The organism is uncultured Cyclobacterium sp., from assembly GCF_963976465.1.
GTDB lineage: Bacteria > Bacteroidota > Bacteroidia > Cytophagales > Cyclobacteriaceae > Cyclobacterium.
The window spans coordinates 1-16,332 of record NZ_CAXBOC010000057.1; the positions used below are offsets into that span (position 1 = coordinate 1).

A 16,332-nucleotide genomic window follows, 5' to 3' on the forward strand; every position below is an offset into this window, starting at 1 on the left:
CCACCAAAACCTGGTGGAGCTTCCTTCGGCAAGTAACTCAGGCTTGTCGTTTCTATTCCAGTAATGGAATCTATCGTTTAAAACTTGGGTAGGAAAATCGCTTCCAAACCCTTGGTATCTTTTATTCTGGGCAAAAACGAATTCAGGTTGAACCTGAAGGTGTAAAAATCCAAGTCTACCATAAACTCCGGCACTAATATATTGTTCGTACCCTCTTCCATTGTGCATGCCAAACCCACCATAGCCATAAGGTCTTTTACTGTTGTACAATAAGGTTGACTGTATCGGGAATACAGAATAGCTTATCTTACTTTCTGACTTTTTTTGAGGAGATAAGAACAAGGATTGAAGAGAAAGGTCAGGCCTTAAACCGTCCTGCTTAAGCGAATCCAATCCTCCTATTAGCAGTTGCTCCCTCCTCCCATACTCTTCCAAAATAGCTGTGCCAGGGGCAAGATTCTGAGAAAAAGCATTGATTATCCCGAAAAAGAAGATCAGTATACTTACCCCCTTTTGTAATTGATATTTGTTTGTCATTTATTTATCCCTGCTATAACTTGTTTTCAAGATCCCCTGTACAAAAATACATTATTTCTCGGGTTTTATCAAAATCATGTTTTTCAAAAATCTTCATTTCAGACCGTGTTGCGCTCTGCATTTCTTGAGGTAATTCCGAGAAATCCTTTACAGAAATAGCATACCCATTAGCTGCCATATAACTCGCTATATCTAACTGATGATTATCAATTCTTTCCGTATTTGGAACTATTATTATTTTCTTTTTCATTTCCAGCAACTTATAAATAGTACCTGCTCCTGCATGACAAATCACCAAATCAGAGGCTTTATAATAGGTATTAATATCAGGGCTAAATCTAAAATAGGGGAAGTTGACGGGTATGTATTTTCCATCAGCTATTTGAAAAGTGAATGCATGTGATAGCCCCGCAAATGTTTCATCCAAATACTTAATTAAGGAGTCAAACCTGGTTGTTCCTACGGTAACCAAAACTTTCATAATAATCCTGAATAAATGGCTTTAGGGTAAAATTTTTTTAAGGACTTGTTCTGTATATAGAATTTATCGGCAATTCTGTACATCACTTTTCCCGCATATGACTGGGTTTCAAAACGTGACCAAGTTTCAATAAAAACTATTTTTGTACGTTTTAATTTAAATAAAAAAGAAAAAGGAATGGCCAACCCCGGACCCGTTGAAATAACAGAAAGAACTTTGTAATTCTTATTGATTTTAGCAAAACAGGAAATAAAATTAAAGTACTTTCTAGGAGCACTAAACAAATTCATAAAAGAAAAATACTTGTTTCTAAACGGGGGTTGTTCATAGGTCTCAATAATATCAGGGTGAATAATAGAGGCTTCACTTTCAGTAATCCCAATGAAGCTTGCTTTTCCCTCCTCATACTCCTTATTAATTTTTGCTAATAATTTGTCCATTTGGGCTCTGTGCCCTCCTGAACCATAAATCAAAAGTATTACTGTAGGTTTCATTATTTACCTAGTAGTTTATAAAAAAATCTATTTTTAAAGTATTTAATAGCAAGAGGGTCTTCAATCCTATCAATCTTTTGCTTAGCTGATTTCTTATAACCATTGATATATTGTCTTGCATCTTTCTTTTTTCCTAAAAGATACATCCTGGAAGCTCCGGCTAGCACATACAAAAACGGGACATGCCGCATATAGGCAGACTTGCCATAATACTCAAAACCAAATTTTGCACCACGTTGCCTTAGGCTAACCTCTAGTTCGGGAAAAGACTGAACCTTCCAACCTAGCATAATGGCCCTGGCAGCAGACACAGAGTCCTGCGAAACAGATATAGAATAATCTGTTTGATCCAGACATGCCCTTCGCCAAACTCTAAAACCACTTGGAGCGAAGCTTTTGTTGACATAGCTAGTGATGATTTCATTTCCATAATCTTCCTGTTGCTTTGCTGCCGAAGCAATTCCTAGTTTGGGATTTTTCTCAAATTTATTTAATAATATCTCATAGTATGCCTTTTCAGGGAAAACGTCACTATCCAAAATTCCTACAAACTCATATTTCGAATCTTTCTCATGTGTTAAAATCTTATTCAACCCAAATTTAATAATTCGGCTATATTTTGGTCCCAGGGCATAAGATTGATCCTCATCTTCATAATTTATCAACTGAATGCTTGTATTTTCGAAAGCTGTGCCATGCTTTTTTATTTCTTCTTCAAATACTTGAACAGTATTGTCTGTACTCCCATCATTTATAAAAATCCATAAATTGGGCCTTTTTGTTTGTCCGGCCATACTACCCACTAATTTCGGGATATTTTTGGCCTCATTTTTTGCCGGTGTTACAATAGCAAGTTTTCCTGTCATTTTAAACGAACGCTTTTGATTCTTTATGCTTTTCTTCTTTATGCATGATAGCTATGATAGTTAAGAACAGCCACCAAAGTGTGCTCAACACTACAATATTACCAACAATCATTCCTAAATAAATTGCAGCTAAAGCAGCATATATGGCATAGTAATAGGAGGAACTTTGTTCAATTGCATTTTTTCTTATTCTGAAGAGACCATAATACATCCCATATAAAAACAGAATAAAACCGAGCAAGCCAAATTCCAAAAGTATGCGCAAATAATCATTGTGAGGCTCCCTTATACTACTTTCCAAAAAGTAAGGGCTGATTAGAGAGGCGTACTCTAAGCCCATACCGGTGTACAAACCATCCTTTTCAACAAGTTCATCGTACATAAGCTTCCATGTAACGATCCTCCATACTAAGGAACTCCCACCACCAGCTTTATTTTCTGCAAGCCTTTCCGAGATAGCTGTTACATCTGTTAATTCTTTTACTCTATTTTGCATTAAAAACCCTGCTCCTGCTATAAAAACGGGAAAAACTAGAATGGCCACCACTTTTTGCCACCTTCTGGCATAATGAGATAAAAAAAGAAATAGAACCAAAAGCAAACTAATTACTCCACCCATCCCTCCAAGAAACGCCGACAAGAGGAAGATAAAAAAAGCTGAAATATACCTTTTATAGACGATCAATAAAATAGAGAAATAGGGTACAAGAAAATAGCTAAAATGATTTGAATTAATAAAGGTCCCACTCGGCCTTGGCATACCCATAAATAAAAATTGGACAAATGCCAAAGCACTTTCAATTAAAACAATAATTGTATATAACAAGAAAATTTGCTTGAAAGAGACCTTGCTGTAATAAGCCAAAATAAACCTGGCGAAATAATAAAAATAGCGAATTACACCCCTAATGGTATACAGTGGTTCACCATGTATTACCGAGGCATTGATAAAGGCATATCCAATTAGAATGAAAAATAAGGATGAATAAAGTAACAGGTATTTGGGTAACTTTAACTTAAAAATTAACAATAAAAAAAAACATCCAAGCAAAGCTAGACCAATGACAGCACCAAATCCCGCTCTGTCTACAAGAACTCTCAAAAAGAGCAATACCATTATTAAAACAGAGAAAAAATCCCACTGTAGGATTTTTTTTAACTGAATGCTATTCGGAAGTGATATTTTCAAATGTCTAGTATTAATCGTATTTGGCTTTACTCGCCCACCGGTATATTCGCTTGCTAATTGTGGAAGGTAAAATAGAGCTTAATGTGATCACTAGACCTTTTCGGGTGAGGTATTTCCACTTTACTTTACTCCATAAAGAACCCGGGTTTTTCCCTACCCTTAATGTTTGTAGCCACCTACTCACAATTCTGGCATTTAAAAACTGGAATAAAAGCCTGATTATTTGCTTATCTGCGATTGAAGAAGCCAAATGTTTCACTGTAGTTGCTTCACAGCCCATTTCAAACCCTTCTACTTTGGTTACCATATTTACCGAATCCCTGTGGTATACCACAGTTAATTCTGGGGACCAAATGGCTAATTCACCATAAAAAATTGCCCTTAACCAAGTATCTACATCTCCTCCTCTTTTACACCTGCCTTCTGGAAAACCTCCTATATCCTTAAGCAATTTCTTCTGAAAACCTACAGCTCCGGTCCAGAATGGTGGTGCACCCATGATACTATTCTTTAAATAAGCCTTAATTTCAATTTCGTGAACGCCTCTGGCTTTGTGCTTTATGTGATAACTGTTAGGGAAAAATCTTCCTTCCTTATTTTCTTCAAAATTATCCGTCCATGAGCTGGATATAATTTTAGCTTTTGGCTGAAATTTAATTAACTCAAAAAAAGTTTCTAAATGATTGTCTAACCATTCATCATCAGCATCCAGAAAGACAGCCCAATCGTATTTGGCTTTAGCAATCCCCAAGTTTCTTGCTGCATAACCTCCCGGGCCTGGTTCATTTCTTTGGAATACTTGAATTCTATTATCGCTGTAAGTTTTCGCCTTCTCTAAGCTTCCATCGGTAGACCCGTCGTCTACTAACAATAGTTCCCATTCTTTAAATTTCTGATTTAAGACCGAATTAATGGAACGGTCTAAGTGTGGAAATTTATTGTAAATAGGGATTATTACACTAAACATTCGTAAAATGTATGGTTAGCATTCTTAAAACTAGAAGCCCAAAAAAGAATAATAGTCCAATAATTCCACCTAATATCAGGAATACAATACTTAATAATACAATTTTCGGTTCACTTGGAGAGGTAGGCAGTTGAGGTTTCTGGAATACCGTCATAAGAGGAGTAGCATTTTGTACTTTGATGCGAGCTTGCTCCATTTGTTGCGCCAGAGAATTATAGAGGCTAAACTCCAGATTGAAATCAGCCAAAAGCCTATCCTCTTCGGTTTTTAATAACTGAGAGTTTATCCCCCTATTACTATCTCTAAAGTTGGCCAATTTCATTTGAGTTTGCTCCACCCTGTTTTTAGCTTCGTTGGAACGTTCTTTAATAAATTCAAAATTCTGGACGTCCTTATCTAGTATTATTTTGGTTAAATATGCTTTGAGAAACCTACTTAAAATCTCGTTGAACTGGGCGCTTGCCAAAGGTTCCGGCATTTTGGTTTGAATTACCAATAAGCGTTCTTCTTTTTCCACGTCTATTCGTGTCCTAAGCTGCGCAATTGTTTTCCTCTCTTTGGGATCAAATGCTAAAATAGCTTCCTCTTCATGATTCTTTTCTGCATTTAAATCAACATCTGTTTCAACAGAACTGGATGAAAACACAGACTTCAGTTTGCCGGGAAACCGCACCAAGTGATAATAAAAATTGTGTTTTTCATATTCATTGACAAATTGCAATAGGGTAATACTGTCTCCAGCTTCCTCATAATATACTTTCTCGTACATAAGGCGTTTTAAAAAGTCACTTTCTAAAACAAGATCAGGGATCAGTTCTGGCGGTAAGGCTTCAGTGTTTTGATTTCCTATTCCTAAATTACCCAGACCGGAAATGGATGCCAAGCCTCCCAAAGCTTTGGAGTTGATACCATTTGACTGTTCCATTAACAATTTGGATGTAGTAGTATATTCATCCGAAGATGTAAAAATATAGACCAAGCCTAAGGCGAATACCGTTACGGCTACGGTAATTATCCATTTTTTAAAAGCTATGATTTCATTGATCAAGTCTTTAATAAGAATTTCTTCCTCATGAAGAGATTTCTTAATAAATTGATCCATGTGGGAAATGTACTTTTTCATTAAATACAATTTTAATTTTTCTTGTTTCTTATACTCGCCAGTTGCAATTTAATCAAGTGTAGGACACCTATTGATTCCACATACCAGCGAATAATAAGCACTTGGACATAATCTTTTGTAGACGCAAACACTATATGGTTTATCCTATTAATTGGAGGCATCAATCGTTTTGTAAGTACGATTATCTTCTTCCCCAAATTAAATTTAGAATATGTTTCTTTGTAATACCCTGAAGCTGTTCGTTTTTTCTTAGTAGCAATCTCAGACAAAGACAAGCGTGAGGGATGATTAATCACAGCCTTATCAGCAAAAGCAATCTTTTCCCCATGCTTGCTTAACCGTAGGTTCCAAAAAAAATCTCCTCCAGACATCAACTCTTCATCAAAACCTCCATAAAGCTCAAAAAGATATCTTTTTGCGAAGAAATTACCTGTAACCGATTTCTGGAACACCTTGACATTTCGTTCTTGCTGAAATGCCAAATACTTTTCATAAATAAATGCAAAGTGGCTTCCTTTTTCAGGGCAAAACAATTTTATCTTGCCACCTACTCTCGAAACCATGGAATTTTCCATTTTTTTCACCCCCTCTTTTAGCCAGTTTGGATCTGGAATACAATCAGAATCTGTAAATGCATAAATCTCTCCCTTTGCTACCTTCATGCCTGTATTTCTAGCTGCATAAGATCCCGGCTTTTTTTCCTCTAAAATTTTACAACCTTTGGTTTCTACGAAATCGGGAACTGGGTCCAAAGGATCATTATTGACTACTATAATTTCAAACTTACTTGAAGAAAAGGTCTGTTTTTTAAGTCCTAGCAAACAAAGGTTGAGCCTTTTCCAATCCCTATAGGTTGGGATTATTACAGAAACATCTACAAATGAATGCTCACTATTTTCTGATGCTTTGACTTTCACTTTAAAAATTTATTTTGCTTCAATAAACCTCCTTTTTAAACAAAGATCGATGATGAATTATTAGGAAGGTATTATTAATCTTCCTAGAACCAAGGTTATTATATCACTTTTTAATAGAAACAATACGGTAGATACTTCATTCAATAAAGTGGTAAAGAAATCAAGATCTGCTAATTGGAAATACGGTCTATTAAAATCCCTAAAGTTGCAAGACTTGATGCAATTCCTATCCAAGCTTGGACAGACATTGGCTCGCGCTTTGGCTTTTGAGGAACTATAATTTCAGCTCCGGGTTCAATTTTTGGAAAAAAGTTAAAAAACAAGAACTTATTAGTTCGATGGACATCCCCATTGGCATAGACTACATAAGCTCTAGATTTTCTGGCCTGTTCCGTAAAGCCACCGGCTCTGGATATATAATTTCTAAAACCGCGGGACATATCATATCTAGCCGTAGTTGGGTAGAGCACTTCTCCTCTCATTCTGACTGTTTGTAGCTCTTTTGGAATACTGATCACATCCCCCTCCTGCAATATCAAGTCATACTTGGAACCGGGTTGAGCAAGAATTTTCATAAGATCAATACCTATAAGCTCTTTATCTCTCGTGGCTACTTCCATTACCGTGCTGTCTCCCTCACCCAAGAATTGATATTTATCTTCGGAAATACTATCGGACTGTTTTAACTTCTCATTGGTTTTTCTCTCCTCTTGCATCAACAGTTCCATTCTATTATCTATCCTCTCCAAAAGTTTCCCTTCAGCTTCAGCATTTTCAATTTCATCTTCACGGATGATGTTCCTATGTAAGGACTCCAATTGCTCAAGCTTTATATTTTCCTCGGTCTCGGTTTTAAAAAACTCCGTTCTCCTTATTAAGGTAGCTCCTTTAGGGTAGGCATAATTATTCAGCCCCCCGGCCCTCTTCAGCACATCGGAAATTCTTTCATCTCTTTTTTCAAGGGTAAAGCCTCCGGGGTAAAAAACTTCGCCTTCAACATACACAATTTTTTCTTCTTGAAAGCCCGGACTTTTTCTAACAAATACATGATCAAATGGCTCTAAAATAATTTCTCTCTCCGATTCACTGATTTTTAAGTTTTCATCAATGGATACCGTTAATATTTTTGCTATTTCACCCCCAACTTCCCCCTTCACTCTTCTGGCTATTTCAATATTGGCGCTAGATGCAGACTCTTTAAAACCACTGGCTTTGGTAATCAAATCAGCAACGGTCATGTTTTTTGCATATTGGAAAACCCCTGTTCTATTTACTTCTCCGGAAATCTGAACATAATATTCTTCTTTCAGGTCATACTTACTTGGAATGTTTAATATATCTTCTCGCATAAGAGGTACATCTACTGAATCTCCGGTAAGAATTTCACCCAAATCTAAGGTTAACACTTCCATGGTAAAATCCGGGTTGGTTCGGTATAAGGTGGCTCTTTCAGAAAAAGCATCTCCTCTAAGTCCTCCTGCGATCTCTACTAGAGACTTTACGGTCATACCTTCAGTAATAGCAAATTCACCAGGTCTGAAAACTGCCCCTGAAACCTGGACCCTGTTGTCATACCTTTCAAGTATACTACCTACCACAAATAAATCTCCATCCTTGATAGAAAAGGAATCAAATTCCTTATTGAAAATATTATCTACTCTCAAATTTTGATTGGTGGTTCTTTTAACTGTTATAAGCTCTTTGTATGCCTCGCTTTTGAAACCTCCAGCAAAAGCCAATAAATCATGAATGTTTTCATCCCCTTTTACCTCAAATAGCCCGGGACGGCGTACCGGCCCCTCCAGCTCCACCCTTGTTTGGATAGGAGGAACGATCACCACATCATTGTCTTGTAAGACAATATTCCCTTTTGAATTCCCATTAACCAAAAAATCATAAACATCAACCTGTCCCACAGATTTGCTGTCTCTATAAACCTGAATATTTCTAAACGATCCAATTTCATTTGGCCCACCTGCCAAATAAAGGGCATTGAAAACATTTGCAAAGGAAGGCAAAGTATAAGTTCCCGGTTTGTTTAGTTCTCCGGCCATAGTGACCTGAATACTCCTAATATTTCCAACCCGCAGTTGTAAAAATGTATTTGGGTTTGATCCCTTCAATCCTGAGTAAATTTGTGATAATGCATTTTTAACCCTTAATCTAGCGCTTTCCACACTGGCACCTCCTATATTAACAGGCCCAACATTTGGGATTAAAATTTTACCTTCAGGGGAAACCGTCATGTCAAAAGTTGCCTGAGATGCACCATACACATCTACTAAGATTTGATCGCCTGTCCCCAGTATATAACTTTCCGGTGTAGGGATATTTAAATTAGGATTGAAATTCAATTCTTGGTTGTGAAACAAAGTATAGCCAAAAATCTTTTTTTGTTGAGGACTTAAATCATAATAGGGATCAGCTTTTCTCAAGCTATCAAAAACATTTGGCTGCATGGTTGCACCCACTACCTCTCTCTGACTATTTCTACCGCTACCTTTACCGGCTACTGATTCATTGTTTCCTTTCTTCAAGGAATCAATTCTCTGTCGCAATTTGGCAATCTCAGATGCCGGCATACCTTTCTCTCTGGCCATGGCTTCCAGTTGTATTTCATTCATACCTGAAGATTCTGCCCGTTTTATCAACTGCTCAATCTGAGCATCCGACAGCTCATCAACTTTAAGATTTTGAATATCTTGAATAGATTGGCTATAACCAATTGACCCAATAAAAAGAAGAAATATTATCGGTGAAAATCTTAATTTATGGATGAATTTACTGATCATTTTATAGATTCTTTAAATTAAAGGAAAAATGAAAACTGATGAAGAATTGTGCTTAAAAAAACCTACAGCTTCGCCACCTCAGTTACATTTAGTAATAGAGTATTCCATCATTGAAATGGTCCAATCGTACCAAAAATTGGCCCTATTCAAATTACCCCACAAAAGTAAGCAATACCTATGGAATTAACATAAAATGGATTTTTTAAATCCATAGTCAAGCTAATCAACATTTAATTGAACCTTATACAAAAGAAAGAGAACATAGGTAAATACGGAATCTCATTTTTAAGGTTTGTGAAAGACAAAAGGCTCTTTACCCCTGCATCTTAAGGATAGGCGAAAAGTGAATTACAACACTGGAGTAATTGGCTTTAACACAAAGTTTAACAACGGTAAAAACATAAAGGAGCAAAACAAATAAATGTTTTGCTCCTTATTATACAAAGTAAATTTAAAGAACTGACTACTCTGCTTGATTCAATACTTTATGTCCACCTTTCATTAGGTGCACATCTCTCTTAAACAAACTGACATCAGAAAGTACCATGTCTTCTACCAAGAGTTTTAGATCATATTTTGGTTTCCAGTCCAGTTTGGTCATTGCCTTATTAGGGTCACCAATTAATAAGTCAACCTCTGTAGGTCTAAAATATGCCGGATCCACATTAACCAAAACATCCCCCTTTTTCACGTTGAAAGTTGAAGTCCCCAAAACCTCAAAGGCTTTTTCTTTGTCAATGGATTCTAAAATCCCTTTTTCATCCAAGCCTTCACCTTCAAACTTTAAGGTAAACCCGACTAATTCAAAAGCCATTCTAATAAAGTCTCTTACTTTGGTAGTCACGCCAGTAGCAATTACATAATCTTCAGGTTCATCCTGCTGAAGAATTCTCCACATGGCATCAACATAATCCTTAGCATGTCCCCAATCTCTTTTGGCATCTAAGTTTCCCATAAAAAGCTTATCTTGAAAACCCAATGCAATTTTTGCAACAGCTCTGGTGATTTTCCTGGTCACAAAAGTTTCACCTCTTAAAGGAGATTCGTGGTTGAATAGGATACCATTACAAGCATACATACCGTATGCTTCTCTGTAATTTACAGTTATCCAATAACCATATAGTTTTGCAACGGCGTAAGGAGACCTGGGATAGAATGGAGTAGTCTCTGATTGAGGAACTGCCTGAACCAAACCATAAAGCTCGGAAGTAGATGCCTGATAGATTTTGGTGGTTTTCTCCATTCCCAAAAGGCGAACAGCTTCCAAAATCCTTAAGGTGCCTATGCCATCAGCATTTGCTGTATATTCCGGCGTATCAAAGCTCACTTTCACATGACTCATGGCTGCCAGATTGTAAATCTCATCCGGTTTGGTTTCTTGGATGATTCTCGTCAAATTCATTGAATCTGTCAAGTCACCATAATGAAGGAATAAACGCTTGTCATCCTCGTGTGGGTCTTGATACAAGTGATCAATCCTATCCGTATTAAACAAAGAGGATCTTCTTTTTATTCCGTGAACAATATATCCTTTTGACAATAAAAGTTCTGCAAGATAAGCACCATCCTGACCTGTTATACCTGTAATTAACGCCGTTTTCATAGACATCTAAATTAATGAGCTGTTAAATAAATAAATTCTATAGTTAAAGTTTCACTTGTTTATATTGGCCGATATTATTCAAAAACCATTGGTAGGTTTCCTTAACACCTTCTTCAAGGCCAATTTTTGCCTGCCAACCGGCATCAGACATTTTACTTACATCCATTAATTTACGTGGAGTACCGTCCGGTTTCTCACTATCCCACTCAATTTTTCCGGTATGTCCTGTAATTTTTTGGATCAGTTCTGCTAGAGATTTTATGGTTAAATCTTTCCCAGTACCTACATTGTAAAGGTTATCTTTAAAGCTGTTTTCGACTGCAAATACGACTGCATCTGCCATATCATTTACATGCAAAAACTCTCTCATTGGAGAACCTGATCCCCAAAGAGTAACAGGTTTGTGGCCATTTTCTTTGGCTTCATGAAATTTTCTGATCATGGCGGGCAACACATGTGAAGTCTCCAAATCAAAATTATCGTAAGGCCCATAGAGATTAGTAGGCATTAAACTAATAAAGTCTTTGCCATATTGTTTACGAATTGCATCACAGGCTTTTACTCCCGTAATTTTTGCTAGTGCATACCATTCGTTAGTCGGCTCCAATGAGGAGGTTAGTAGGCTATCTTCTTTTAAAGGTTGCGGTGCCAACTTGGGATAAATACAAGAACTTCCCAAGAAGATAAATTTTTCCACACCATACTGATGGGAATAATTGATCAAATTATTTTGAATCAACATATTCTCCATAAGAAAAGTATAAGGATAATTATTATTGGCCAATATTCCTCCTACTCTCGCTGCAGCATCAATTACTATTTGAGGCTTTTCTTTTTCAAAAAAATCCTTAACCGCTTGCTGATTGGTCAAATCCAGATATTTACTACTAAAGCCAATTATATTTGTATATCCCTTACTTTCAAGTGACCTATGGATCGCAGAACCCACCATTCCACGGTGTCCTGCAATATAAATTTTAGTGTTATTATTTACCATTTCCTTAACTTAGTAATCTCGGATTTTCCTTTTCTAATCTTTCATATACTTTTTTAACATCTTGAGCATTACTCCGGTTCAATACAAGAATAGCATCCTTAGTCTCTACCAACACAACATCTTCCAAGCCCACAAATTCAACATGCTTGCCAGAGCCCAATACTAAATTGCCACCTACCTTTTCTTTGCTTCCTTCTGGATAATAATCAAACAAGGCTTCAAAGGACCCCATATCTGACCATGAAAAGCTTGAAGGTACAACTTTAATTTTATTCGATTTCTCCATCACTGCATAATCCACGCTGATCGATGGAATTTTCATGCTTAAATCTAGTGGTAAAAAGCCATCTTTAGCATTTTCTAAAGCAACTAAGGAAGTTTCATAAACTTCTGGCTCATGTTTTTTCAGTTCGTTCAGGTAAGTACCTGCTTCAAAACAGAACATGCCACTATTCCAAAGAAAGTTACCTTGTTCCAAATACGATTCAGCTTGCGCTAGTCCAGGTTTTTCTCTAAAGCTAATTACATCATTCCCCTCATGCTCAATGTATCCAAATCCGGTTTCGGGTTTATTGGGAATAAGTCCAAAAGTAACCAAAAAACCCTTTTTGGCCATGTCAATGGCCTGATCTATTGATGCATCATAAACTTCCTGATCTCCAATTAAATGATCTGAAGGAGTAACCAACATGATCGCATCTTCTGGTAATGACGACGCTGCAAATGCTATGGCAGCAGCGGTATTTCGTGGCGCAGCTTCAACCAATTCCAAATAATCGGCGTTTTCATTTTTATTTAATATATCTCTTGAGAGTTGGTAATTGTCCACTCCCCCCACCACCATTACTTGGTTACATACTTTTGAATTTCTAATAACAGTTTTCTCAAAAAGTGATTGCCCTTCAAAAATGGGAAGATATTGTTTAGGCTTACTTTTCCTGGAAAGAGGCCACAGCCTACTGCCAACTCCTCCTGATAATATTACATTAACGATTTTCATGAATTTGCATTTTCACTGTTATTGGTAGACCATAACCTATCCGACTACCTTTCCACAAAATATAATCAATTAAAATTTAAAATAGGTTCTTTAATATTTTTCAAAAATACTTGGTAACAACAAAAATACCTAAAAAAATTAAAGGCTTTTTAATTTGTTAAAACCAAATTAAGATGGAATTGAAGCCACGTACAAAAGTAATTAAAAATTGAATATCATATTAATAATTTTTCAAATAGCTATATCATATATTTAAAATGCGTTTTTTATTATTTGTAGTGAATTTCTATGGTTGATTATCAGTATAATTATTTATTTTTATCCATTCAAATTTGAAGTATGGCCGATATTTTCGGTACTTTCGGTTTTTAACCCTTAGTAAAAAAATGACTGAAAAGCTTAACTGGTACGTAATGTACACCGCCCCAAGAGCAGAAAAAAAAGTAGCGGAAAGGCTAAAAGAAAAAGGCACAGAAGTATACCTCCCTATGGTTGAAGAAATTAGACAGTGGAGTGATCGAAAGAAAAAAATTCAAAAACCCTTATTTAACGGATACGTTTTCGTTCATACTAGTAAAGAAAGATTATGGGAATCTCTCCAAGTTACGGGTGCTGTAAAGTTTATCAACTTTTCCGGAGAGCATTCTTATATAAGGCAAGAAGAAATTGAAACCATTCAGCGTATCATTGATACAGGGGTTTCGGTAGAAGTAGATACAGACAATATTGAGAAAGGAGAAATGGTAAAAATTCTTGGCGGGCCTTTACAAGGCTTACAAGGAGAATGCATTAAAAAGTCTAATCAAGATTACTTTATCATCCGCATTCCCAGCATCAATCAAAGTATGCTAGTGAATGTTCCAAGAAAATTTTTGAAAATCATCTGATAAATATTATCAATTCATTAATAAAGCACAATATTTTTAATAACTTGTGCCACCGATGGCAGTTTTTGGTTTCATATTGTTAAAAAACCACTAATATAATCACTCTAAACACATCCTACTTTTATGGAAAAGCATACCTACGGCACCGGATTAATAGGCAATTGTAGTTACATCGCTCACATCGAAAAAAACACAAATATAAGTTGGCTTTGTATGCCAAGATTTGACAGTGATTTTTTATTTGGCAGCATGCTTGACAAGGAAAAAGGCGGGGAATTTACTATCCTACCTCCCGACAATAACTTTACTTCTCGTCAAGAATACCGTGAAAATTCTAATATCCTCGACACATTTATTGAGACTGCGGAGGGTGAGGCTTATAAGGTCACAGATTTTGCCCCAAGGTTTTTCAATTATGAAAGGTATTTTAAACCATCCATGGTAATTCGGAAAATCAAACCCATTAAAGGTGAACCTAAGATCAAAATCAATTGCCATCCCGTTTCAAACTACGGTAAAAATAAACTAAAAGCAATTCCAGAAAGCAATCACATCCAATACTCCGGAAGAGATCAAGAAGTTAGACTTACCACCAATTGCTCCATTACTTATATAATGGAAGAGGAGGCTTTTCACCTTCAAAAAACAGTATACCTGGTGCTTACTTATGGCAGCCCCTTAGAAGCTCCTATAGAAAGTACGGTTGAAAAATTTTTAATCGCTACACTTAAGTATTGGAGAAATTGGGTTAAATCTACAAGTATTCCAAATTTTCACCAGAGACTGGTTGTCCGCTCTTCACTGATTCTAAAAATTCACCAGTATGAAGATACCGGGGGAATAATCGCTTCATCTACTTCCAGTCTACCGGAGTCGCCCGGCTCAACTAGAAACTGGGACTATCGGTATTGTTGGATGAGAGATGCCTATTATACCTTAAATGTTTTTAATCATCTTGGCCATTTTGAGGAACTGGAAAGGTATTTTGAATATCTACAAAACCTTCCTACTGATAATAGAGGCAGGTACCAGCCATTATATGCCATTACAGGGTCCTCCAAACTTATTGAGGTTATCTCGGATCTGGATGGTTACAAAGGTGAAAAACCCGTCAGGTTTGGCAACGACGCTTATACCCATATTCAAAATGATCTTTACGGACAAGTATTGGTAACCTTACTCCCTCTATACGCTGACAAACGGTTTGTAGAATCCGAAAAAAGTCATTCAAAACCTTTTATCAATAACCTACTTGATAAAATTGAAGAAACTATGGATGAAAAAGATGCCGGACTGTGGGAATTTAGGAATTTACAGCAAGAGCATTGCTACACCTTCCTTTTCCATTGGGCAGGATCATGTGCGGCCATCAAAATAGCAGAACGGATGAACGACACAGAAATGATGGAAAAAGCCATCGATTTGAAAAATAAGTCGATCCAGAAGATAGAGGCTTGTTATATTCCTGAAAGAAAAGCTTATGCACAAGCCATAGGATCTAAACACATGGATGCAAGCACTTTGCAATTAATCACTATGGGATATTTTGGTGACGATATAGAGAAAGCCAACAATCACTTAAAAGCTTTGGAAGAAGATCTCTTGGCCAAAAACTACTTGTTTTACAGGTACAAACATCAAGATGATTTTGGCGCTCCGGAAACCACCTTCTTAATATGTGCTTTCTGGTACATTGAAGCCTTGGCTTGCGTTAATCGCTTGGATGAAGCATTGGAAGGCTTTGAGACACTCAGTAAATATTGCAACCACTTGCAATTATTTTCAGAGGATGTGGATCAACATACCGGTAGTCAGTGGGGTAATTTCCCTCAAACTTACAGCCATGTAGGACTATTGAATGCAGCTTACAGAATTGACAAAAAACTAGACAAGCCAAATTTTATCCTTTGATAGAATTTGGCTTGTCCAAATGCTCATTTTTTAATCTAACCACCAAAAACCAGTCATGTTCAAGTTTGAGGTAGCCATAATCATAGCAGTAAATGTATTTACTGCCTTTTTTTGTTGTATAGGAATGCGTTCCATACTTAAAAATAAAGCCACTGTTTAATAATTTTTCTCTAGAAATTTTAGTTGTATCTTCTCCATCTTTCAGCACACTTGCAAGAATGTTTCTGTTTTTTTTCAAGGCATTGTTAATGTTTCGAATAAAATTATTGCCTCCGGATTTCATTTTATTATTGTAATGGATCCTACAATAATCATCACAAAACCGTTTATCAGCCCTTCCATTTAGCGGGGCTCCGCAATCTATACAATTTTGAATTCGAGGTGACATCTTTTATAAAACACTTATTTAACCTAATATAAGTATAAAATAAATTTAAAAAAACGTTTGTAAACGTTTACAAACGTTTACAAACGGATACAAACGTATAACATCGGACTAAATGTAGCCGCACTCCCCAACTTTGTACTGTTCCAAAATCGGAAACGAATTTATCTATTCACACTAAAT

At 36.4% G+C, this 16,332-nt stretch carries 14 protein-coding genes and 1 pseudogene; 2 read left to right on the plus strand and 13 right to left on the minus strand.

Annotated elements, in window-relative coordinates; all coding sequences use genetic code 11:
* The 12 genes and pseudogenes from AAC037_RS05115 to AAC037_RS05170 form a co-directional block, all read right to left on the minus strand.
* Nucleotides 1-537, minus strand: a pseudogene (locus AAC037_RS05115) (hypothetical protein); the annotation flags it as partial.
* Between the two features lie 13 nt (nucleotides 538-550).
* Nucleotides 551-1,018 carry a PssE/Cps14G family polysaccharide biosynthesis glycosyltransferase gene (gene pssE, locus AAC037_RS05120; protein WP_339901967.1) on the minus strand — a complete coding sequence of 156 codons (468 nt, stop codon included), beginning with the start codon at nucleotides 1,016-1,018 and terminating at the stop codon, nucleotides 551-553.
* The gene (gene pssD, locus AAC037_RS05125) at nucleotides 1,015-1,512 is read right to left on the minus strand and encodes a PssD/Cps14F family polysaccharide biosynthesis glycosyltransferase (RefSeq protein WP_339901968.1); all 498 of its coding nucleotides are present in this window, start codon (nucleotides 1,510-1,512) and stop codon (nucleotides 1,015-1,017) included. Before pssD ends, pssE begins: the two co-directional genes overlap by 4 nt.
* Complete coding sequence (locus AAC037_RS05130; protein WP_339901969.1) at nucleotides 1,512-2,378, minus strand: glycosyltransferase family 2 protein; 867 nt, start codon at nucleotides 2,376-2,378, stop codon at nucleotides 1,512-1,514. Before AAC037_RS05130 ends, pssD begins: the two co-directional genes overlap by 1 nt.
* Before the next feature lies 1 nt (nucleotide 2,379).
* Complete coding sequence (locus tag AAC037_RS05135) at nucleotides 2,380-3,567, minus strand: O-antigen ligase family protein (RefSeq protein ID WP_339901970.1); 1,188 nt, start codon at nucleotides 3,565-3,567, stop codon at nucleotides 2,380-2,382.
* A 10-nt stretch (nucleotides 3,568-3,577) separates the two neighbouring features.
* The gene (locus AAC037_RS05140; protein ID WP_339901971.1) at nucleotides 3,578-4,534 is read right to left on the minus strand and encodes a glycosyltransferase; all 957 of its coding nucleotides are present in this window, start codon (nucleotides 4,532-4,534) and stop codon (nucleotides 3,578-3,580) included.
* Nucleotides 4,527-5,657: a Wzz/FepE/Etk N-terminal domain-containing protein gene (locus tag AAC037_RS05145; RefSeq protein ID WP_339901972.1), complete on the minus strand. Its 1,131-nt coding sequence runs from the start codon at nucleotides 5,655-5,657 to the stop codon at nucleotides 4,527-4,529. Before AAC037_RS05145 ends, AAC037_RS05140 begins: the two co-directional genes overlap by 8 nt.
* Before the next feature lie 11 nt (nucleotides 5,658-5,668).
* The gene (locus tag AAC037_RS05150) at nucleotides 5,669-6,574 is read right to left on the minus strand and encodes a glycosyltransferase (protein WP_339901973.1); all 906 of its coding nucleotides are present in this window, start codon (nucleotides 6,572-6,574) and stop codon (nucleotides 5,669-5,671) included.
* Between the two features lie 170 nt (nucleotides 6,575-6,744).
* Nucleotides 6,745-9,366, minus strand: coding sequence for an SLBB domain-containing protein (locus AAC037_RS05155; protein ID WP_339901974.1), 2,622 nt, complete (start codon nucleotides 9,364-9,366; stop codon nucleotides 6,745-6,747).
* Between the two features lie 463 nt (nucleotides 9,367-9,829).
* Entirely contained in the window at nucleotides 9,830-10,969 is a 1,140-nt protein-coding gene (gmd, locus tag AAC037_RS05160; RefSeq protein WP_339901975.1) for a GDP-mannose 4,6-dehydratase, read from the minus strand.
* Nucleotides 10,970-11,012: 43 nt separating this feature from the next.
* Complete coding sequence (locus AAC037_RS05165; protein WP_339901976.1) at nucleotides 11,013-11,966, minus strand: GDP-L-fucose synthase; 954 nt, start codon at nucleotides 11,964-11,966, stop codon at nucleotides 11,013-11,015.
* 4 nt (nucleotides 11,967-11,970) lie between these two features.
* The gene (locus AAC037_RS05170; protein ID WP_339901977.1) at nucleotides 11,971-12,966 is read right to left on the minus strand and encodes a sugar phosphate nucleotidyltransferase; all 996 of its coding nucleotides are present in this window, start codon (nucleotides 12,964-12,966) and stop codon (nucleotides 11,971-11,973) included.
* A 386-nt stretch (nucleotides 12,967-13,352) separates the two neighbouring features.
* On the opposite strand from AAC037_RS05170, the gene AAC037_RS05175 reads away from it, so the two are divergent.
* Together AAC037_RS05175 and AAC037_RS05180 are read left to right on the plus strand one after the other, a co-directional pair.
* Nucleotides 13,353-13,853: a UpxY family transcription antiterminator gene (locus AAC037_RS05175; protein WP_339901978.1), complete on the plus strand. Its 501-nt coding sequence runs from the start codon at nucleotides 13,353-13,355 to the stop codon at nucleotides 13,851-13,853.
* 123 nt (nucleotides 13,854-13,976) lie between these two features.
* A complete protein-coding gene (locus AAC037_RS05180) occupies nucleotides 13,977-15,764 on the plus strand; it encodes a glycoside hydrolase family 15 protein (protein ID WP_339901979.1) in 1,788 nt (595 codons plus the stop codon).
* Here AAC037_RS05180 and AAC037_RS05185 read toward each other — a convergent pair.
* Nucleotides 15,754-16,152, minus strand: a complete 399-nt coding sequence (locus tag AAC037_RS05185; RefSeq protein ID WP_339901980.1) for a hypothetical protein — start codon at nucleotides 16,150-16,152, stop codon at nucleotides 15,754-15,756. The two genes, AAC037_RS05180 and AAC037_RS05185, sit on opposite strands and share 11 nt — an antisense overlap.
* Nucleotides 16,153-16,332 lie beyond the last annotated feature (180 nt).

Excerpts from the sequence above, each read along its gene's own strand:
- pssE (WP_339901967.1), bottom strand. The coding sequence starts at position 1,018 with ATGAAAGTTTTGGTTACCGTAGGAACAACCAGGTTTGACTCCTTAATT.
- pssD (WP_339901968.1), bottom strand. The coding sequence starts at position 1,512 with ATGAAACCTACAGTAATACTTTTGATTTATGGTTCAGGAGGGCACAGA.
- AAC037_RS05130 (WP_339901969.1), bottom strand. The coding sequence starts at position 2,378 with ATGACAGGAAAACTTGCTATTGTAACACCGGCAAAAAATGAGGCCAAA.
- AAC037_RS05140 (WP_339901971.1), bottom strand. The coding sequence starts at position 4,534 with ATGTTTAGTGTAATAATCCCTATTTACAATAAATTTCCACACTTAGAC.
- AAC037_RS05145 (WP_339901972.1), bottom strand. The coding sequence starts at position 5,657 with ATGAAAAAGTACATTTCCCACATGGATCAATTTATTAAGAAATCTCTT.
- AAC037_RS05155 (WP_339901974.1), bottom strand. The coding sequence starts at position 9,366 with ATGATCAGTAAATTCATCCATAAATTAAGATTTTCACCGATAATATTT.
- gmd (WP_339901975.1), bottom strand. The coding sequence starts at position 10,969 with ATGAAAACGGCGTTAATTACAGGTATAACAGGTCAGGATGGTGCTTAT.
- AAC037_RS05165 (WP_339901976.1), bottom strand. The coding sequence starts at position 11,966 with ATGGTAAATAATAACACTAAAATTTATATTGCAGGACACCGTGGAATG.
- AAC037_RS05170 (WP_339901977.1), bottom strand. The coding sequence starts at position 12,966 with ATGAAAATCGTTAATGTAATATTATCAGGAGGAGTTGGCAGTAGGCTG.
- AAC037_RS05175 (WP_339901978.1), top strand. The coding sequence starts at position 13,353 with ATGACTGAAAAGCTTAACTGGTACGTAATGTACACCGCCCCAAGAGCA.
- AAC037_RS05180 (WP_339901979.1), top strand. The coding sequence starts at position 13,977 with ATGGAAAAGCATACCTACGGCACCGGATTAATAGGCAATTGTAGTTAC.
- AAC037_RS05185 (WP_339901980.1), bottom strand. The coding sequence starts at position 16,152 with ATGTCACCTCGAATTCAAAATTGTATAGATTGCGGAGCCCCGCTAAAT.